Below are 20,844 nucleotides of genomic sequence, written 5' to 3'. Positions count from 1 at the left end.
TTGCGTTATTAGTAATCAATGGACTAGCGAATGGGGCATGGCAATGAAAATAATTACCAATGCCCAATGCCCAATTCCCAATGCCCAATCCCCAATTCCCAATAATCATGGCTCGTACCCCTACATTAAATTTTGATCGTGGCACATTAATTTTGCATCCACCACCACGCGGCAAAGGTTGGATGGATTATGCTACGTGGGATGATAGAGTTGAAAAATTCCGCATTCCAGCAATTAGATATCGATCGCTAGTAGAAGCACTACAAGCCGAAGATGTTTATTTTATCGATGAGGCAAAGGAATTTTATCCTATAGATTTGGTTCCTACTTTGGAAATGGAACCATATCCCCACCAGACTGAAGCGCTAGCAGCTTGGAAACTGGCGGGTAGACAAGGAGTCGTTGTGCTTCCCACGGCGGCGGGAAAGACTTATTTGGCGCAAATGGCGATGCAGTCAACGCCACGTACGACGTTGATTGTAGTACCAACTTTGGATTTAATGCATCAGTGGTATGCACATTTAGTAGCTGCTTTCCCCGATGCTGAGGTGGGATTGTTGGGGGGTGGTTCGCGGGATAGAACGGCTATCTTAGTTGCAACTTATGACAGTGCAGCAATTCACGCCGAAACCTTGGGAAATCAATATGCGTTGATTGTTTTTGACGAATGTCACCACTTACCGACAGATTTTAATCGGGTAATTGCGGAATATGCGATCGCACCTTATCGTCTAGGACTCTCTGCTACACCAGAACGCACTGATGGTAAACACGCTGATTTAAATATCCTCATTGGTCAAGAAGTATATCGCAAACGCGCCGAAGATTTAGCGGGGAAGGCATTAGCAGAGCATGAAATTGTCCAAATTAAGGTAAAGTTATCGCAAGTTGAGCGGGAAAGATACAACCAGTTAATTCAAACGCGCAATGACTTTTTAAAGCAATCTAAGATTTCTTTAGGGAGTCTGCAAGGTTGGCAAATGTTTGTGCAAATGAGTGCTAGATCGCAATCTGGACGGAGAGCGATGTTGGCGCACCGGGAAGCGAAAGATATTGCTTTGGGTACTGATGGGAAGTTGCGAATTTTGATTAATTTATTGGCAGAACATTATCCAGCAAGAATTTTGATTTTTACTGCGGATAATGCGACGGTTTACCGCATTTCTCAAGAGTTGTTAATTCCGGCAATTACTCATCAAACTCCTGTGAAGGAACGACATGAGATATTAACTAAGTTTCGAGAGGGTAAATATAATACTTTGGTTGCTTCTCATGTATTGAATGAAGGGGTTGATGTGCCGGCGGCAACTGTTGCGATTATTTTATCGGGAACGGGTTCGGCTAGAGAGTATACTCAGCGTTTGGGGAGGATTTTACGGAAGGGGAATATTGAGAATAAGCAAGCGATTTTGTATGAGGTGGTGGCGGAGGATACGAGTGAGGAGGGGACTTCGGCTAGGAGAAGAGGGGAGAGGAGAGCAGGGGGAGCAGGGGAGGCAGGGGAAGCAGGGGGAGAAAAAGAGAGGAAGGGGAAGTTGGAGGTTGTGTATGGGAGTGGGAAGGAAAGGAGTTTGAAGGCTGCGGAACAGTTAGAGATTAATTATTCAGTCAAAAATCCAAAATCTAAAATCCAAAATTCAGCAGATGTTACCGACAGATTTACTGATGCATCGCCAAAACGGGGAGGAGATCATTCCGAAGAGACTGAAGATTGATCGGGTAACTTCGGAGTTGGCGATTGAGTTAATTAATTATTTTCAATCAGCTGTGGGGAAGACTCAAGGTGTGCTTGAGCGACAATTGACTGATTTTGAAGGAGATTCTACAGATTATCGGGTGAAGCGAGGATTAGCTTATATTCTCAAAAGCAGTTTTTGCACTTTTGAGGTGGTTAGTCCTTTGGAACCACAAATGTTAAGAGAACGGGTGTTTTCTCTGGCTGCAAAGTCTGTTTCTAGTCGAGAATCAACACAAGTTACTTTGAGTAAGATTGCTGATGAGTTAACTCAAGAACTTGAACGGGAAGTTTTATTGGAACAGGTTCGGAATGGATTATATGCTGATTTATCAGAGAATAAAATTTTGACTGTTTTTGACGCACCAATAGCGCCAGATTTGTTAAATCGATATAACTTATCTCAGGTTCAGGGTGTGTTTTATAAGGCCAGCCAACTTGTGTTAAATGCTCATCGGAATGTTCCGGGTGAATATAAGCTGTTATTTCGCTATCTAAAGTTGTTTCAATTGATGGCTTATATTGAGGGGGATGCTGACCACGGGTTTACAATTACGATAGACGGGCCGACGAGTTTGTTTAATCCTAGTACGCGATATGGGTTAGCGATCGCTAAACTTATTCCGGCTTTACTTCACGTTACTAAATGGAGTCTTTCTTCCATTCTTCAAACCCGCGACGCTTATACAAATAGTTGGAAAACTGGACGTTTCACTCTCAATTCTGAATGTGGTTTGGTATCCCATTATCCACCGGGGAAACCCTACGATAGTATGCTAGAAGCATCCTTTGCTGACAAATGGGATGCTTTAAAAAGTGGTTGGGCGTTAGAGCGAGAAGTTGATTTGATCCCAATTCCCGGTAGCGTGATGATTCCCGATTTCCGCTTGGTGCATTCTGATGGACGCACTTTCTTATTAGAAATTGTTGGTTATTGGCGGCCAGAATATTTACAAAAGAAGTTTTCTCAGGTGCGGCGGGCTGGACGTGATGACTTAATTTTGGCTATTTCTGAGCGGCTTAATTTAGAAAAGGCGGGAGTAAAATTAAATGATGTTCCCGCGAGAATTGTTTGGTTTAAAGATAAGTTATTGCCGAAAGCTGTGTTAGCGGTGATGGATTGATTAAGGTTTACAGCGTAATCACTATATTAATAGTAGAGAAATAATATTTGATTTTTGAACAAAATTAGGGATTGTAGGGGAGCCAGTGCGTTGCGGTGAATCCAGCGCTGTAGGCGGGTTTCCCAACCTAGGCGACTGGTGAACCCGAAGGGAGGTTCCCTCCGTTGTAGCAACTGGCGTTGTGTTAGAACGCAGTTCGTAAGAGTACTCCATAGTAAAAAAATGCCCCAATTGTCATTGCGAGCGAAGCGAAGCAATGACGGGTTTTAGATCATTTATTTTTGAAACACTCTAACGCACTACGATCTAGGATTTGGTGGAGTCTGACGGGATTATTAGAGAACATCGACGTTGTAATGCTTGTTTAAGTAAAGTTTGATATTCTTCATCCTCAACCCGATAAGCCCCAAATCTCTCCAAATGCGGATTCATCATTTGGGCATCAAAAAACACAAATTTCCTCTGACGCAATCTTTCCACCAACTTCACCATCGCCACCTTTGAACCTTCAGGAATGCGGTAAAACATTGACTCGCCAATGAAAGCACCGCCAATCACAATTCCTAAAATGCCCCCAGCTAATTCGTCACCTTGCCAAGTTTCAAAACTAAAAGCATAACCACTCTGGTAAAGTTGCCAGTAAATCTTTTGTAATTCCGGTGAAATCCAAGTTGTTTCGCGGTTAGCACACCCAGCCACCACAGCTTGAAAGTCCCGGTTAATCGCCACATTAAAACGCTCTTGATTGAGAACACGCTGCAAAGACTTGGGGTAACGAAACCGTTCATCCAAAGGAATAAAAGTCCGATCGCGACTTCCGTACCAACTCAGGCGATCGCGCTCATCAGCCATGAGAAAATAGCCTTGTGCATAACCATCAACAATAGCGGCGACATCATATTGCATAAATAAATATAAAAAAACACTCTTAGAAACGCAATTTGATGCTATCACTCAACCTCAGCGTCCCTCTGCGTTTCCCTCCGCGTCCCTCTGCGTTTAAAAAAAATGACTCAACCAATTCCACCCATCACCCTACCACCACCTGAAAACCCTTTCCTCGAAGGTCAATGGTTACAAGAGCGCTTACAACGGTGGTTAGATACAGAATTTATCCCCGAAGCAGTCAATCAAAATATTGCCCAACGAGCCGCACAGATTTTTGTGCGTCAACGGATGGAAGGAGAAAACGACCTTGGTTCTCTGGTAATTGCCATTGTCACAGAGATGCAGTCCTATGATTTTTCTAATAGCTTTTATGGAGAGTTTGCGATCGCTAACGCCGTCAGCGATCTACTCTTAGAAAGTCTGGGAATTGATAAGTGTTGCGGTCAATAATTTTTGTCATTGTCATTTGTCCTTTGTTTTTAGCAATGACTAATGACTAATGACCAATGACTACCAGCTAGACTTAACAACTCCAGGTAATAGACCTTCATGCGCCCATTCTCGCAGCACGTTCCGAGAGAGGCCAAAATCGCGGTAAACTCCTCTAGAACGACCAGTCAACCAGCAACGATTCCGGTGGCGGGTGGGCGCACTATTGCGGGGTAGCTGTTGAATCTTCCGATGGATTTCCAGTTTATCCAAAGGAGATGCTGCACTTCTGAACTCTTCCAAAAGGGCTTCGCGCTTGTCAGCATACTTTTCTATCAATCTGGTGCGCTTTTTCTCGCGCTCAATCATGCTCTTTTTTGCCATATATTCTCTAACTTATTTAAAGACACCGTTTTCCATTCTACAGTCTCTTCATCAATTCTGGGGTTACTTGTGTCGCTTAACCTACAACCACTGGCTTATTAGCAGCAGGACATAAATCAGCAAGCTCACATGCAACACAAACGGGAGAGCGGGCTTTACAAATAGCACGACCGTGATAAATCAGCCGAATTGACCAATTTTCCCAATCAGGCTGCGGTAATAAACCCATTAAATCTTGCTCAATGCGAACGGGGTCTGTATGCTTAGTTAAACCCAAACGTTGGCACAGGCGCTTGACGTGAGTATCTACTGTCACCCCAGCGTTAATACCATAAGCATGAGCTAAAACCACATTTGCTGTCTTCCGCGCCACACCTGGAAGCTTTAACAACTGTTCCATTTGGTTGGGCACAACAGAGTCAAATTCGGTAACAATCATCCGACAGGCGGCTTGAATGTTTTTAGCTTTATTGTGATAAAACCCAGTTGAACGCACTAAACTTTCTAATTCTACCAAGTCAGCGATCGCTAAACTTGCAGCATCAGGAAACTTACCAAATAAATCTGGTGTCACCTTATTCACCCGCTCATCAGTACACTGAGCCGAGAGAATAGTTGCCACTAGCAATTGTACTGGCGTTGAGTAGTTCAAAGAGCAAGTAGCATCTGGATAAAGACGCTTCAAACGAGTTAAAATTTCTAGCGATCGCTGTTTTAAAGGCGAAACTTTCTCTTTTCTACTCCCCATTCTTGTACAGACGCGATTCATCGCGTCTCTCCCACTCCCTATTTTCACTGAAATAACTTTTGTACCCACTCTAATTGGCTAGTTAATTGAGTAGTTTCTTTGACGATCAGAAAAATTCCTAAGCCTAACAGTAACACCAAGCCAGTTTGCATTACACCTTCTTGAATCCGAGCCGGAACAGGCTTACCACGCAAACCTTCAATCAGCAGAAAAGCCAGTTGTCCGCCATCCAAGGCTGGCAAAGGCAAAATGTTGATAATAGCCAAGTTAATGCTGATAATTGCCGCAAAAGACAACAGATTTACGCTATTGTCTTCAGCTAATTTTGCACCAATTTTGACAATATTAACTGGCCCAGAAACTTGTCCAACAGTTTGTTGAAAGTTGGTAATCAACTGTCCAAAACCGGCCAGTGTCCCAACAAATAATTGTTGAAACCTATTAGCAGCAAGTCCAAAAATTTCAAAAGGACTATTAGGACGGCGATAAACTGCTGTAGCATTTGGACTTAGTGCCACACCAACTACACCTTTGCCATCGGCTCCTAGTTTTGGTGTTAATTTCAGCGATTGTTGTTGTTTTTCACGCTGAATTTTCAGTTCGATTTGCTGATTGGGATGAGTTTGAATTTCTTTTGTTAGCAAAGCCGTTGATTTATCAGAAGCGGGGAGTTCTTGACCGTTCACAGCCAGAATAATATCTCCTTCCCGAATTCCTGCTTGGTAAGCAACAGACTCTTGATTAACAGGCTGTACAAGGACACCAGCTTGATAGTTTAATTCTTTGGGAATACCAACGATACCCAATTGCAGGGCCAGCACCAAATAGGCAAATATTAAATTTGCGATCACTCCGGCACTGATGACGATCGCTCTGTCTAAAACTGGACGGTTACGCAGTAGATTTGGGTCATTGGGTGGAATATCGCTATCGGGGTCATCATCGGGAAAGCCCACAAAGCCACCCAAGGGAAAGGCGCGGACAGCATATTCGGTTTGTGAACCTTGGTACTTCAAAATAACTGGGCCAAAACCCAAAGAAAAACGATTAACGAGAATGCCTTGAGAACGGGCTGCAACAAAATGTCCCAACTCGTGTACCAAGATTAAAACAGCCAAGACTGCGATCGCTGCTAAAACTGACATAGAGTAAATTAGTGAAAATATTAAGCTATAGTTATCTTCATTCTAATTGGGTAATGGGTATTGGGCATTGGGCATTGGGCATGGGGCACAAATCACAATACTTCACGTCCCAAATAAGGTTGCAGCGCTTCTGGTATCCTCACCGTCCCATCAGGTTGTTGATAATTCTCCAAAATTGCAGCCATAGTTCGTCCCACCGCTAAACCCGAACCATTCAGGGTATGTACGAACTGAGTTCCTTTTTTCCCAGCCTCCTTGAAGCGAATATCAGCCCGTCGCGCTTGGAAATCTATAGTATTGGAACAGCTAGAAATTTCGCGATATTTCCCAGAAGAGGGCAACCAAACCTCTAAATCATAAGTTTTGGTAGAAGCAAATCCCAAATCCCCAGTACTTAAATTTACGACTCGATAAGGCAACCGCAACGCTTGTAAAATTGCTTCTGCATTCCCCACCAATTTCTCCAGTTCATCAAAAGACGTACTCGGTTCGACAAATTTCACCATTTCCACCTTATTGAACTGATGTAGGCGAATTAACCCCCGCATATCGCGCCCATAGCTCCCAGCTTCGCGGCGAAAACAGGGAGTAAAAGCGCAGTGGTAAATAGGCAATTCTTCAGCAGCGAGAATTTCCCCTCGGTAGAGATTTGTAACTGGAACCTCTGCCGTCGGAATCAACCACAAGTCATCATCAGCGCACTTAAAGCTTTCTTCCGCAAACTTGGGTAATTGACCGGTCGCTGTCAAAGACTCGGTATTCACTAACAGAGGCGGACTGACTTCCACATATCCAGCTTGAGTATGGAGAGTCAGCATAAATTGAATCAATGCCCTTTCCAATGCCGCACCAGCGCCTACCAAAGCCACAAAGCGACTTTGGGCTACTTTTACAGCCCGTTCAACATTGAGAATACCTAGCTTTTCGCCTATTTCCCAGTGAGGAATAATATTCGGATTTTGGGGAATATACTCATCACCCCAACGGCGCACTTCTACGTTATCTTCTTCATTCTTACCAAGGGGTGTAGAGTCGCTTGGTAAATTGGGAAGTGCCAACACAAGTTGAGCAATTTGAGCTTTGAGGTCTTTTTCCTGGGGTTCCAGTTCGCTCAACGTTGCTTTGACAGAGTTGCCTTCATCGCGCAAAGCTTGAATTTCTGGGTCTTGAGGGTTAATCCCAGATTTAATCTTCTGCCCAACAATTTTACCGATTTCGTTGCTCCGGGCTTGGAGTTGACTGCGTGTCCCCTCTAGTTCCCGTTGTTGCCGATCTAACTGTAAAATCGGTTCAATGTCGTATTTACCACTACGACTATTCAATCGTTCCTGAACTAATTGCGGATTTTCCCGTATTTGCTTGATATCCAGCACAGATTTTTCTCAGTTTCTAGCCTAAAATCTTCCTGTCAATATAGTTAACACATAAGCATCCAGCATATAGTAATTTTGGTTTGCTGTGACTGCAAAAACAAAGTTTGTTTGAAAAATCAGTCTCAATTTGAATTTTTAATTGCTGATTATGGTTTATTGATGCGATTTAGTAACCAAAGTGACGCTATAAGTCCTGCAAAATGGGCTGATACAGTGTTGGTATTTGCCTGTACCACAAGCATATCTAGACCGCTAATAATCCGAGTAGGGTCAAACAATTGCGTAGTTATAGCTTGGGGAGAGATGGATCTTGCTACCAGTGTCCCAACGATCGCTTGCGCGCCTAAAAGAGTCACCAGTGTTCCCCCTAAATTCACCCACAGCCCTAAGCGTAATACTTGCACAGTCTCGCTTTTCCGAGGGCGATTGCTGGGATTAGACGATTCCAATTGCTTGCCAATTCTAGTGTAACGGTAAGCTAAATAAATGCCCCCACCCAAAACAACCAGTCCACAAATTGCTAAAAATACGCCAAAGCCAGTCCCCGGATTATTACTAGGACTACCAGTTCTTTGATTAAAGACGGCGAATAGCAACACAATTATGCTAGAAACAACGCCTAGTACTAGCTGAATCCAGAAGCTAATCCAACCTGTAAGGCGAAAGGTTTGGGCAATTGCCCGCAGAGAAGATGATGGAGCATCGGGAGTCTGTGACATAAGGATCTTCAATGTACTGGGCGCTTTCAAAAGACACAAAGACAAAATTTTTATCTAAGGAAGCCTTAGAGCGGAACTTCAGAGAACTTTGTTGAGAGGTAAGTACTGTGTACACAGCAGCCTCATAGCAGAAGGGAGTTTGCCCCCTTACCAAAAAGGTAAGGAGAATAGGGGTTAAGTTTTTGATTACTGAATCAATGCTCTAGCGTTTGTGTCTTCTTTGATAAATTTACTATCACATTTACCAAATGCGACAAGAGATTCTGTTGTGCAGCAAATCATTAATGGTTACTACTTAAGTGTGTCCACGGTCGTAGCAGCTTTAAACCAGACACATCCCATAGCTTAAGTTTTTCTAATTTGCATGGGGAAAATCACTGTAAAGCAAAGTGTTTTTTAAGTTTTACAGACAAAATTGCATTTTACCTGTAAAATTTCTTCGATGGCATTTTATTGCTTAAGCAGTTCTAACTAGCTTGGCATCACTTAACACCAAGACAATCAGAAACCCTACGCCTAAAAGCGAGGGTTTGGGATTGCCCTAATCTGACAAGACTTAGTACGCAAGGCAAGCTCAATGCGTGCCTTGCATACTAAGTGACTTTGCAACTCTCTGTTTGCTCCTCACCACACAGTATCGAGCTTGGGTCAGGGGACGTTTTATCGTGCCTCTAAAACTTGCAAACTCGTTCCCCAACTTCACAGGCGTGGGAATCATTTGGTACTTACGCTTTGGAAAATTAGTCTAAGTAGCATTATATGTATTACTCACTTGGCAGTAGCACTGTATACTGACTACAAGGATTGTAGACCTTACCCCTAAGGCATTTTTTTAGCCATTGACTAACCATGAAACTTGAGGATATATATCAATTCTTTGAGAATCCTCCGCCAACTTACCTTTGTCAGGAAGTAGCAGTCTGTTACATACTGTCTGTTTTATTACAAGGTGAATCCTACGGAACCGAGTTGATTGAGCAATTAGAAATTGAATATCCAACCTATCGGCTTTCGGATACCGTACTTTATAGTGCGATCAAATTTCTGGAAGACCAAAAGGCAATCACTGGATATTGGAAGAAACTGGAAGGACGAGGACGACCCAGACGAATGTACCAAGTTTCTCCAGAATGGCAAGTTCAAGCGCAGGATTTAGCATTTCAATGGTTTAACTACATCAACAGCAGAACAAAGTAACGAATAATTGATAATGAATAAGTCTCCTCCAGTCAAATACTAACAATCAGTTATGGATACTGCTATTCTGCCATCTACGTTTCTGCTCACCTTGTTGTTATCTGTTGGGCTGTTTTTCTTTATTCGTGCCTCGACTAAAGACCGCATACAAACAGTGCAACTAGTATCAGAGCAAGACGAAGCTGCTTTAATGTCTCAATTAAAAGAGTATTTTCGCTCCCGGTCTTACCGAGTGGCAGAGGTAGACCGAGAACAAAACAAAGTTACTTTTGAAGGTAATGTTCGCCCTAGTTTGTTTTTAGCTATATTTTTAACCCTGCTGGCAGCGACTGGGATTGTTTGTCTATCACTAGTCGTATACCTGCTTTTTCCTAACCTCAGTATCCTTGTTCTGGCTATGGTAATGCTGTCGCCTTTAAGTGGTCTATTTTATTGGCAAAAATCTGGAAGACTTGAGAAGGTGTCGCTCAAAGTAGAAACAACTCGGAGCGAACAAACCTCCTCAAGTAAGATCGCTGTAGTTGGTCATCGAGATGAACTCAGCGAGTTACAGAGGACTCTACAGCTAAAAACTGGTGAATAATTGTTGGTTTTTTAACTATGATATGCAGACTTCTGACCCGATCTAATCTTTAGGTGATGAAAAGTAGGAAGGAGGAAATCAAAACTTCTGCTTTGCCAGTTTTCCCCACAACTTATATCGTGGGGAAAAATTTAAGTTTATTAACTTAAATTCGTTGACAGAGCTTGGTTAACAATTTATGGCATAAGAGCGCAACTTCACTAGCGCTTTTGAAGGCGCTTGGCTCTATACCTACTCCCTTCTGTATATACATGATACTAGTATCAAACCATGCAATCTAGCGTGGTATGAGACTAGTTTACTTTCCAACTACCTGGACTAGCCTTACTGGAAAATCAGCTCCAAACTAAAAAAAAATTAAATTTTGCATAAACTTGGCAATCTTGCCAGTTAATGATAATCAGGAGCCACATTCAATGTGTAAGATGACCATCTACGGTTCACCGACTAGCTAAAGCAAGAGGTTCTTGACCCGGTGAAGGTTCTAACACCCTCAAGCTAGGAAACAAGAAATGGTTTTCCTCTACGTATTGAGCACCAAAGAGTCCCTTTTCTGCCCAGAAATAACGATCTGTGGTGTGTTCATTTCGCTTTACGAGTAGCAACGCCGGTGGCAAAATCCCTTCAGCTTGAATGAATCTTCTCGCTGCTGTCACAGGTTTTTCTTCGCCACTTTCGATGCTATATTGAGGCACATGCTCCAAAATCCGCCGTCCTTCCTGACGACGGCGACTTTTCCTTTTGCGTCTCCTTGCCAATCTATTGTCCTCCTCTTTCAAGCTAATAGATTGTAGTGTTAGCTACAAAATCCGTCGTCATTATATAAGTTCTAGTTCAAAATATCAATAGTTTTTAACCTTTTCATGCAAGAAAGTTAACATCTTTGAAAATAGATAAAACAAAACCACCTAAGAGAATAATCCCTTGGTACAAATAAACCATCACTAAGAAGATTTTAGTTAAGCTTTATTGAATGAGTGAGGTAAAAATTAAGTATCCTCTCTTATCATCATGCCTCAAAATCTGTAATCTTGAGCAAGAGCTAAAAAATGTTAATGTCTGCCAGTTCCGATTTTATTGCTCTGTGTCGAGAGCAAATAGCACTGCTAACCCAGGGGCTGGGAGCAACTTTAAGTATTGTGTACCTGACACAAGAATTGGTAGAGACTCCTTCAGGTGAGGCCAAACTGATTCCTGTGGTAATTTACCCAGAAACAGCATTATTACCTCCAGGGGAAGAGACTGCTGAAGCGACAGTGCATAAGCAACTTCAAGTTGGAAATGTGTTTATATTACCCAACGATCGCAGAAGGTTATTGACAGCCGGTTCACAATCTCCAACCTCATCACAGGAGTCTGAAACATCTCAACCCCATTTAAAAGAGGAATACCTCTTTAGTGGGAATCAAATTGTTTTACCTCTGGTTTATGAGGGTGTGATGATGGGATTATTGGTAACGGGTAGGCAAGACCGAGCATGGAATGAACATGAGGAAAGTCAGATTCAACGGATAGCCCAAACATTAGCGATCGCTTGTATTTTAGATCAACGCCGAGCATGGTTTGAGCAGCAGTTGCGCGAGCAACAAATTCTCCAAGAGAAACAGCGCGATTTGCTGGATAACCTGTTGCATCAGTTTCGTAATCCATTAACAGCGTTGCGGACTTTTGGTAAACTGCTGTTGAAGCGGCTGCGACCAGCAGACACCAACCGGAATGTAGCAAGTAGTATTGTGCGGGAAAGCGATCGCCTCCAAGAATTGCTGCAACAATTCGATCAAGTAATAGACTTGACAGAGGCAGATTTAGCACCACTACATCTGCCCGAACATGAAGTATTTGTGGAAGCAACTATCCAAAAATCCGCTAAACCGCCGCTATTATTACCGGGAACGGGAGATAAAGCAGTTGATTGCTCGTTACCAGATATATTAGAACCATTATTAATATCAGCCAAAGCGATCGCTCAAGAGCGAAAGCTAAAACTAATAACTGAAATCAAACAGAACTCACCCCCAGTCCGTGCCAACATCAAAGCATTGCAAGAGGTTTTAACTAACATTATTGATAATGCTTTGAAATACACTCCCACTGGTGGTAAAATTTCGATTCAGGCGGGGCAAGAAAAAGCTAATTTTCAGGGAATTGCGATCGGTGACAACGGGCCTGGCATTCCACCCGAAGATTTAGAACATCTTGGAGAACGGCATTATCGGGGTGTACAAGCGCAAACAGAAATCCCTGGTACTGGTTTAGGGTTAGCGATCGCTAAACAATTAATAGAGCAAATGCAGGGCGAAATCGAGGTTTTCAGCCCTGCAATCAACTCTCAGCTAACTTCACCCAATGCACCGGGAACTACTTTTATTATTTGGTTGCCAGAAGTTGAAAATTAGCCATTCACCAATGCCCAATAACTATCTTAATGAAACTAGCAAGTTTTGATTAATTGTCATTTGTAAATCGGTATTTGGGTCAATTGCCACCAGATCAACACTCTTCTTACCGAAAAATAGACCAATCAATGCACCGATACCAGCGCCACCCAAGACTTCTTCTGTGGCGATCGCCTGTGACGGCAGAAACAGCAGCAGCAGCTGCACCTGCGCCCAATACAGTATCTTTGATAATTGCCCCAGTACTAGTACCGCAGGGCGGAATTAAAAATTAAAAATTAAAAATTAAAAACGAATACAGCATGAGGGTTTCATTGATTTGGAATGGGTGGTTTATTTCCGCTGTTGACTCTTTCAGTTTTGGTAATCACGTCTGAAGTAGGGTTGAGTTGATACTCTTGACCTGTGGTTAAAACCAGTTTTTGGGCAACGAATTGAGAACCACCTGTAGCAGGTTTAAGTTGTCCAATAACCTGACTACCAGCCGGAATCACTACAGACCGGTTAAAAATAAATGCGATCGCACACTAGAGTTAAAGTGGCGATCGCATATAAAGAATAATTTGGAGTTAAATCTAATAAAAGACCCAACAGCTACAACATAAAACAGTTAATTGCTGAGGTTTGACACTACATAGGGCGAGTTAATTGCTGGGGCTTGATTGGAACTAACCAATGCTTGGTAGATAAAAGCTGCAACCTGGGCGCGAGTGGCGGTTGCAGTTGGATTCAGGGACTTCACATTAGGATAGTTGACCACAATTTGCTTTTCAGTTGCAGCTGCGATCGGGCTACGAGCGTAGCTAGCGATGTTAGAGGCATCATTGAAATATTTCAGAACGCTTTGGGTATTGCCGCCAGAGTTATACCCCAAACCGTTAGCCAGGGAAACCAAAACCTGCTCGCGAGGAATAGCTTGGTTAGGCTCAAAACGATTACCAGGATATCCAGATAAGAAACCAATTCTATAGGCTTGCCCAATGGCATTTGATGCCCAATAATTGCTGGGAACATCATTAAAATTGATCGCCTGCCGTTGCTGTGATTTTGGGAAAGCTTTATCAATCATAGCGGCAAATTGAGCGCGTGTGACTGCCTCTTCAGGGCGGAAGCTACCATCAGGAAATCCGGCAATCACACCTTGTTGTGACAATTGTTGAATAAATTGTGCCGCCCAATAGTTAGATGAAACATCAGAAAAAGCAATTTGAGCCAAAGATCCCAAGGAACATCCTACTTTGATAGGTTTATCTTGCGAATTCAAAGTCACTGCTCCACAAACAAAATCTCCTGACTTAGATGCTACATAAGTTTGCTTTGGGGGATTTTGTTTATCTAGCCGCGATTTCCAATCGTCAGATATTTTTTCTAGAGTGGGATGCTTCTTTAAAAACTCCGAGTCTGCAACAATATCATGAGGCCCCTTAATACTTACCTTAGAAGCATTCATGTAGATATTATAGTCGTAAGTAACGTTTTGGCTTTTGGTGCTACTATTAATATTCTTGCCAGGAAAAGCATAAAGAATATTATTTAAAATCCTGACATCAGATGACGTGTAGGTAAATATTTGTCCTCCCTTAAGTTCTGGAGTCTGATTATTTAAAACAGCTGTGTTATTGACAATATCAACATGATCGCTTCCAATTGTATGAATACCTGAACCACCATTATTAAATGTAAGATTGTTTTTAACTAAAGTCCGTCCTGTATATGCACCCAATTTTGAGTTACCTTGATCGTTTCTAGAACTATCAATAATAATGCCATTCCCATCTGTAATCTTTCCAGCTGCAATCCAAGGGATATACATGCGATTGTTATAGACCTTATTGTTGGTAATAAACATCTTGTATCCACGGTTGTTGTCAGAATTCCAACTACTCAAGAACCCAACGCCACTGCAACCATAAATACTATACCAGGCATTATTGAACACCACATTATGATCTATTGTCACATAATCAGCCTGTGCTGCTCCGATACCTCCTCCTCCACAGTCATGCACTTTATTATTCAAAATCCGAATATGATGAACATGACCATTGGTTCGTCCATCCACATTGATGCAGTTTCCACTCGTTAGTGGATTTGCTTTGTTAGTCTTCTGACTCATGGCATAATCAAGGCTGATATTGGCATTGTTTCCGACAACCTCCAGCCCGTTGATCTCAATATATGAAGCTCCACCCAAGATCGTAATCCCGTTCCATGTATTGTGCTGAATTTTTGGGAAATGACCAGGATATGCTTTATACGTAATCCATGCATTGGCAGTTCCAGAACGTTTAATATATAGAGCACTTCCAGCTTGACCTATATTTTTGTAGACTCCATTCATAATCAATACTGTATCGCCAGGATTGGTAAGGTCTGCTGCCTTTTGAATAGTCCTAAAGGCAGATGAAGTAGAGAGTCCACTATTATTGTCGCTTCCAGTACCACTCACATAGTATGTTTTCGGAGTCGCCTTAGCGCTGATTAGCTGGCGGCTAGATAGGCTCATTTCCTTGTTAGTGGATGCCTGAACATTTTCAACTACAGATGCTTTTATTCTTTCTCCCCCAGTCAAAAGACCTAATACTACGGGAATTGCAAGATATGTGCTTAAAGTGAAACTTGGAATTGCCATCAGAAAAGGCTCCTTTATTGCCACTACTTAACAAAAGTATCAGGATATTATGTAATTTTGAATATTCTTTTGGATAGAGAACAAAATAGAACTGACTTTCCTAACTCTCCCTATAGAGCAATTACATAAGTATTCTCATAAATATCGATACTGATGAAGACGATATAGAGGTATGATAGTTGCTGTTAAATAGAATTTTTAATTGTTAAAAATTAAGGCGATCGCCCACTATATTGAAAGTTGCGATCGCCTATTAGAGGTGATTAAAGTCACGACTTTAATTGAGTTAAATCTAGTACTAGTAGCGAGATGGTGGTACTAAATTCAAGTTAGAATTTAGTGTGAGCTTCAAATCTTGTCCGGGTCTGAGGACATAGACATTTACTTCTTTTTTCCGTAACAACACACTTGCTCCCGCACCCGCAGCCGCACCGATAACAGGTTTTAAATCGTCAATTCTGCGATTACCAGTAAGTAGTGAACCTAAAAGACCAGCACCCCCACCAATAGCTGCATCAGTTAGAACCTGATTTGTGCTGGGCCCCTGCTTAACTTTTTGAGTTCTGGTGTATGTCCGAGAAATAGCATTAATCGACTGGCGCTGACCATTGGAAAATTCTAATTCTTCAGCGACAAACCGCACGCCTTTTCCTTTGTTATCATCTGTATCTCTTGAATAACTATCTAAGTCAACCGGTTCTAGTCGTCCATTTACTTTAGTACCGGCGGGAATCAAGACATTTTTATTCCTGTCGATAATGTCATTGGCTATTCTCAAGGTTATAGATTTACTTTCCCCAGGAGCAATAGTAATTGTATCTTTTTCGTAGGTGACAGGCAGAGAAACTCCAGAAGGAATAGTAACGTTGCCATATTGCCCAATTCTGTCTTGCCCATTTATGTATTGCGCGTTAGCACGAGCTAATGTTAATAGTGGGCTAGTGACACTTGCGGTAACAGCTATTGCCATAAGTGCAGCAGTTCTAGATTTCCATTGATGTAGGCGAGCCATAAGAGGGTTTTCCTTTATGTATGTGATATATGTAATGACGGTGATTTACTGAGTTTGTTTCTGACTGTTTTTGAACCTGTCTATAAGCGTATACCGAAGATAAAAGTACTTATGATCATGGAGAGTTTGTGCGATCGCAATCCTTCATCAGTATTAGTATCCTTAAATGTGCGTCACTCAAACCAGAGGCGAGACGGGCGTTGCGGAATCGAGGTATGAACTTGAATGTAGAGACGTAAAATTTTACGTCTCCACAAGGATTTTTCACCACAATGCACAATCGTTTTCATACCGCAATCAGCAATGCCGCGAGACGTTTATATGACGTAAATGAGGATACTTTTGTTCCAAAATGCTGTTTTATCACTCATGTCCACATATATAAGCCATTGATATAGATGTGAATGGGCTAACTGCGAACTCTTACTTCCATTTTAGATTGATTTGCTAGGACTTGGGAAATATTTTCCCTTTCTTAACGAATGATTTACCTGGGGGATTGAAAGATCAACTATCTGCTATGTGTGTATTTAAGATTGCTGCTGACGCTGTTGAATCTCTGCGATCGGTAATAGCAAGGTGTCTTCTATTTGCTGTCGCACTTCACGGCTGACATAACAATCGCTATTTAGGCAATCTACCAATAATTTATTGGCATCATAATACTGCTGAAGCAATTCTTTTTGTTCGTTGCTGAACTGCCAATCATGACCAATATTGCGATGTTTAATCATTACTTCTCTTAATTCTTCACACCAAGCCTTCCCATTAACTAACCACCATTCCCGATATTCTTGCAAGTCTTGTATGCTTGGTAGTTGTTCTCGAAGTTTTTGCAGCAAATGCTTGAGTTCTGGGTCGAGGGATCGGTCGAGGGATCGGTCGAGGGATCGGGAGAGGGAGAGGGACAGGTCAAGGGATCGGGACAGATCGAGGGATTGGTCGAGGGAGCGGGAGAGGGAGAGGGACAGGTCAAGTGAGAGGTCGAGAGACAGGTCGAGGGAGAGGGATAGGTATCGGGAGAGGGAGAGGGACAAGTCGAGGGAGCGGGACAGGGACAGGGACAGGTATCGAGAGAGGGAGCGGGAGAGGGAGCGGTCAACGGAGAGATATCGGGAGAGGGACAGGGACAGGTATCGAGAGAGAGAGCGGGAGAGGTATTGAGAGAGGGCTAGGTAAAAGGCTCTAAGTGCTGCTGGTTTGTAAGAAAAGTTAACGGAAAGAGATTTTTTCCTTACCCACAGAAGAAACTCCTGCAACCTCTGATCGTCAGCTACCATAAAATCAATTTTCTCTTTGATCAACAGCAATAACCGATCTGCACTTGGCGACATCCCAACCGCTAGCAATAAAACTTCCCGCCAGCGTTTTTCAGTGATGTGGCTAACAAGATTTTGCAGCGCTTCCTCTGATGACTGTCTCACAACCACAAATTCTCTAGCTGTAAAATACTCGTGAAATGTGAGATGAGAAAATGAGTAAATCCCTTTTGCCCTTGCTACAACTAGTCCATGATGATGTTCAATTGAACGCAAAACTTCCTCACTATCAACTTGCAACGCTTCTTCGTCAGTATTAGCACCAGGTAAATTTCGGATGTATTCTGTAATGTATTGTTCTGCTACTTTCTGCTTGAAGAAATATTCACTCCCCTCAAAGGTAGTCAACGCAATTTTGCTGAGTAAATCTTCTTTGCGTTGAACTGATAGCTTTTTGTAAATCTGATCGCGTTGAATTCCCCTCTTGGCATCCCATTTTTTTAATAACGCATCCAGTCCTTCTTTATATAACTCAGAACGATTTGCAGGGAAATCTCCTGACTCTTCAAATGCTAAACAAAGCAACGTCAACAGTAGTGGACTTGCAGCAAGTTGTTTGATTCGGCTATTCTCTTCGAGACATTTGATAAAAGTCTCTGGCTTTAGAGCTTTCTCCTTAAACCAGTTATTGGCAAAGTTGGAAATTTGTTCATCGTCAAAATCAGCAACTTCCACCTCTGTAAACTTCTCAAAGGTATACTCTTTTGCTGCAATCCGGCAGGTCATGACAAACTGATTTTTTGGGAACCGATCAGAAAACTCACGAATTTCTTTTAATACACGGTTACTATCCTCTTCTCTAACCTCATCCAACCCATCAAGTAAAACTAATGCTTTAGCGTAAGTTAATACATCTCGGATAGAAAAGATAGGATTTATTGCCTCTTCAGTGATGTGTTGTAATAATCCAGGTTTATTTGCAGCTTCTGCAAAGTTTTTGAGGGTGACAAAAATAGGTACACGTTCAGCCTGAAACTCACCTCCAATACACTGAATCGCTAAATACTTCAGAAACGTCGTTTTACCTGCTCCTGGTTTACCCAAAATCATTAGCTTGGAATATTTCTCAACTGCTTCCAGTCCTGGCACTCGTTTTGTAGTGATTCGGTTAAGTCCAAAGAGGTCAAAATCCTTGCTGCTATAGTGTTGTAAGAATTCATCAATTCCTATCCGTTGTTGTCCAGTGATTTTCTCTAATATATTGACGCTGGTGTAAATGTCATTCAATCCAATAGGTTGAGTCATATCTAGCACCCGCATTGTGCCGCAGCGTTCTTGAATGAGGGGTTTTATCTTTTCACGTACCTCTTGCACGATCGCATCAATATCAATCCTGTTATCCTGGTTTAACTCTGGTTCAGTCGCAGGTTCAGCAACTATTTCTTCCCACTCTAGGTCTAGCCTGTCACAAATCTGGACAAACAGGTTGCGGTCAACAGGCTTACCTGTAAAGAATTTTCCTACTGGTTGGCGAGTTATTTCTAACTCATGGGCTAATGCTTTTTGAGTTAAAGAATAACGAATTAAAGCTTTTTTTGCTTTTTTGATACCTTCTGGAGAACAGGAAAGCGATCGCCCGGACATAACCTAACCACTACACTTTTGCTGATTTTAACTGTCAATTTGGCAATTCATGCTCATCGCATACACAAGTCATTCACATCACAAGCCTGTATTTAAGCTTACAACAACCACCGACCTGTAAAGCTAGGGATGTAGTGATTCAGACCATTTGAGGTACTTCAATGTTATCTAAGAAATTTCCTTCAAGAGATGAAGTGTTAGCTACTGTAATGCTGATTACGGTAATTGGTTCTCTAACACTTGCAGTTATTGATGAGAAGAGTCGCTCTCAATTTCTAGATTTAACAAAATTCGCTATAGGTACGTATATTGAGCTATTGATACCTCGGTCAAGAGCGAGCGATCGCGACTAATCAAATCCAATTGAAAGGGTTAGTCCTATAAATTTTTGATGCGATCGCAGCAATTCTTGTGCTAGGTTAAAATCTGCTCAATTGCCATCAAGGAGTATGAAATATAGGGGTATGTAGTGGTTCTCAAATTGTGTGGGTTGGTTAACTGACTTGAGTAAACTTGCGTACCACTATAAAGCTTATATTGAAGCTGGAAAATTCTTTAATGTGATTACATCTTTAAAGACAAATAGGAATATCTGTTCTAACCACCAAGACTTTTAGTATTTCTTATTTAACAATTTTTTACGAGCTATCAGGTATATACCTAGCAGGGATAAACTGGCTACTAACGAAGGTTCAGGTATAGGTTTGATTTCGGCATAAATAGCTGTTTTAGTTGTGGCTCCTTCAAGAGCCTTAACACTTATCTGGGGAACGTCTGGATTCAGGCTAGTTAGCTCAATTGTGTATTTATTGCCCTCAAAGGTGAAACTGCTATTACTCAAATTATTGTCTATAAATACAAAGTCTGCATTCTCTTCAGGGTTTATTGAATCGTTTGGTGTATTTACTAGATGGAAGTTGAAGTCAAAAACTTGGCTGATTCCAACGGGAGAGTTGAAGGATATATTGAGATTTAAAGGTACAGATTCAACGATTGTACCGTTGAGTACAGTTCCATTAAAATAAGTCAAATCAGCTATTTTGAATGCAGAGTTGATGTCTGCTGAAAAGGAGTTTTCCTTAAAGATAAGTTGATTTGAGCCTGTTACTATACAGTCACTAGGAGTACTTGGAATTGTTGGGCAGACATTAGGATCGCCCCAAGTAAATGTGTTGCTTCCCACACCTGTGTATGTAGGATTAGTATCGGTGCTTCCTGAAGTAGGTTTTCCCCATGTAGCACTAGAGATACCAGAAAAAGTGAGAGCATCTGCTTGACCAGAAAAACCAAATCCCGTAGTTACACTCACAAAAAAACTAGATATAGCAGTCGTAAAAAATAAACTTAATTTCATAATTTAGATTTCAGTTCTCATCCTGGAGCTTTTTTAAACTAGATGTCTAGTCTAGGTTAATAAAATTACGGAAAATACGCCAATATCTTCTTGTAATTTTTATAAAATATTTATACTTGTTTAAGTGTTTTTTAATGAATAATTTATAATTATTAAGCTAGCTTTATGGTTTGTTTAAATATTTTACCACTTTACTAATTAGTAGTAAAAGTGTTTGCGTAG

17 protein-coding genes and 1 pseudogene are annotated in these 20,844 nt (G+C 41.7%); 7 read left to right on the top strand and 11 right to left on the bottom strand.

Annotated elements, in window-relative coordinates:
* The first annotated feature begins 107 nt into the window (after nt 1–107).
* Nucleotides 108–1,715 carry a DEAD/DEAH box helicase gene (locus GTQ43_RS23005; RefSeq protein ID WP_265276523.1) on the top strand — a complete coding sequence of 536 codons (1,608 nt, stop codon included), beginning with the start codon at nt 108–110 and terminating at the stop codon, nt 1,713–1,715.
* Complete coding sequence (locus tag GTQ43_RS23000; RefSeq protein WP_265275048.1) at nt 1,645–2,859, top strand: DUF790 family protein; 1,215 nt, start codon at nt 1,645–1,647, stop codon at nt 2,857–2,859. Before GTQ43_RS23005 ends, GTQ43_RS23000 begins: the two co-directional genes overlap by 71 nt.
* A 306-nt stretch (nt 2,860–3,165) precedes the next feature.
* Here GTQ43_RS23000 and aat read toward each other — a convergent pair whose 3' ends face one another.
* The gene (gene aat, locus GTQ43_RS22995; protein WP_265275047.1) at nt 3,166–3,765 is read right to left on the bottom strand and encodes a leucyl/phenylalanyl-tRNA--protein transferase; all 600 of its coding nucleotides are present in this window, start codon (nt 3,763–3,765) and stop codon (nt 3,166–3,168) included.
* Nucleotides 3,766–3,867: 102 nt separating this feature from the next.
* Between aat and GTQ43_RS22990 the strand changes: the two genes are divergently transcribed.
* Complete coding sequence (locus GTQ43_RS22990; protein WP_265275046.1) at nt 3,868–4,197, top strand: hypothetical protein; 330 nt, start codon at nt 3,868–3,870, stop codon at nt 4,195–4,197.
* Between the two features lie 60 nt (nt 4,198–4,257).
* On the opposite strand, the gene rpsN is transcribed toward GTQ43_RS22990, so the two are convergent.
* The 5 genes from rpsN to GTQ43_RS22965 all read right to left on the bottom strand — a co-directional run bounded on the left by rpsN (nt 4,258) and on the right by GTQ43_RS22965 (nt 8,545).
* A complete protein-coding gene (gene rpsN / locus GTQ43_RS22985) occupies nt 4,258–4,560 on the bottom strand; it encodes a 30S ribosomal protein S14 (protein ID WP_012410383.1) in 303 nt (100 codons plus the stop codon).
* A 76-nt stretch (nt 4,561–4,636) separates the two neighbouring features.
* Nucleotides 4,637–5,329 (bottom strand): endonuclease III, encoded by a 693-nt coding sequence (nth, locus tag GTQ43_RS22980; protein ID WP_414859134.1) that lies wholly within the window; start codon nt 5,327–5,329, stop codon nt 4,637–4,639.
* A 23-nt stretch (nt 5,330–5,352) separates the two neighbouring features.
* Complete coding sequence (gene rseP / locus GTQ43_RS22975) at nt 5,353–6,453, bottom strand: RIP metalloprotease RseP (RefSeq protein WP_265275044.1); 1,101 nt, start codon at nt 6,451–6,453, stop codon at nt 5,353–5,355.
* A gap of 92 nt (nt 6,454–6,545) precedes the next feature.
* A complete protein-coding gene (serS, locus tag GTQ43_RS22970; RefSeq protein WP_265275043.1) occupies nt 6,546–7,826 on the bottom strand; it encodes a serine--tRNA ligase in 1,281 nt (426 codons plus the stop codon).
* A 146-nt stretch (nt 7,827–7,972) separates the two neighbouring features.
* Nucleotides 7,973–8,545 (bottom strand): DUF3611 family protein, encoded by a 573-nt coding sequence (locus GTQ43_RS22965; protein ID WP_265275042.1) that lies wholly within the window; start codon nt 8,543–8,545, stop codon nt 7,973–7,975.
* Between the two features lie 849 nt (nt 8,546–9,394).
* On the opposite strand from GTQ43_RS22965, the gene GTQ43_RS22960 reads away from it, so the two are divergent.
* Nucleotides 9,395–9,742 carry a PadR family transcriptional regulator gene (locus GTQ43_RS22960; RefSeq protein ID WP_265275041.1) on the top strand — a complete coding sequence of 116 codons (348 nt, stop codon included), beginning with the start codon at nt 9,395–9,397 and terminating at the stop codon, nt 9,740–9,742.
* A gap of 52 nt (nt 9,743–9,794) precedes the next feature.
* Complete coding sequence (locus GTQ43_RS22955; RefSeq protein WP_265275040.1) at nt 9,795–10,325, top strand: cofactor assembly of complex C subunit B; 531 nt, start codon at nt 9,795–9,797, stop codon at nt 10,323–10,325.
* Between the two features lie 440 nt (nt 10,326–10,765).
* Here the strand turns inward: GTQ43_RS22955 and GTQ43_RS22950 are convergent, their stop codons facing one another.
* Complete coding sequence (locus GTQ43_RS22950; protein WP_041566316.1) at nt 10,766–11,083, bottom strand: DUF3155 domain-containing protein; 318 nt, start codon at nt 11,081–11,083, stop codon at nt 10,766–10,768.
* 291 nt (nt 11,084–11,374) lie between these two features.
* Here GTQ43_RS22950 and GTQ43_RS22945 point away from each other — a divergent pair, with 291 nt between their 5' ends.
* Complete coding sequence (locus tag GTQ43_RS22945; protein WP_265275039.1) at nt 11,375–12,721, top strand: ATP-binding protein; 1,347 nt, start codon at nt 11,375–11,377, stop codon at nt 12,719–12,721.
* Nucleotides 12,722–12,742: 21 nt separating this feature from the next.
* On the opposite strand, the pseudogene GTQ43_RS41835 reads toward GTQ43_RS22945, so the two are convergent.
* The 3 genes and pseudogenes from GTQ43_RS41835 to GTQ43_RS22925 form a co-directional block, all read right to left on the bottom strand.
* Nucleotides 12,743–13,991, bottom strand: a pseudogene (locus GTQ43_RS41835) (S-layer homology domain-containing protein).
* Nucleotides 13,992–15,651: 1,660 nt separating this feature from the next.
* On the bottom strand, nt 15,652–16,365 hold the full coding sequence (locus GTQ43_RS22930) for a conjugal transfer protein TrbI (protein WP_265275037.1): 714 nt from the start codon (nt 16,363–16,365) through the stop codon (nt 15,652–15,654).
* Nucleotides 16,366–16,895: 530 nt separating this feature from the next.
* Nucleotides 16,896–19,268 (bottom strand): NACHT domain-containing protein, encoded by a 2,373-nt coding sequence (locus GTQ43_RS22925; protein ID WP_265275036.1) that lies wholly within the window; start codon nt 19,266–19,268, stop codon nt 16,896–16,898.
* Nucleotides 19,269–19,429: 161 nt separating this feature from the next.
* Between GTQ43_RS22925 and GTQ43_RS22920 the strand changes: the two genes are divergently transcribed.
* The gene (locus tag GTQ43_RS22920; RefSeq protein WP_265275035.1) at nt 19,430–19,621 is read left to right on the top strand and encodes a hypothetical protein; all 192 of its coding nucleotides are present in this window, start codon (nt 19,430–19,432) and stop codon (nt 19,619–19,621) included.
* 260 nt (nt 19,622–19,881) lie between these two features.
* Here GTQ43_RS22920 and GTQ43_RS22915 read toward each other — a convergent pair whose 3' ends face one another.
* Nucleotides 19,882–20,622: a choice-of-anchor K domain-containing protein gene (locus tag GTQ43_RS22915; protein ID WP_265275034.1), complete on the bottom strand. Its 741-nt coding sequence runs from the start codon at nt 20,620–20,622 to the stop codon at nt 19,882–19,884.
* Nucleotides 20,623–20,844 lie beyond the last annotated feature (222 nt).

The organism is Nostoc sp. KVJ3, assembly GCF_026127265.1.
In the GTDB taxonomy this organism is placed as follows: domain Bacteria; phylum Cyanobacteriota; class Cyanobacteriia; order Cyanobacteriales; family Nostocaceae; genus Nostoc.
The sequence above is the reverse complement of the archived record's forward strand: the minus strand, read 5'-3'. Positions and strand labels throughout refer to the sequence as shown.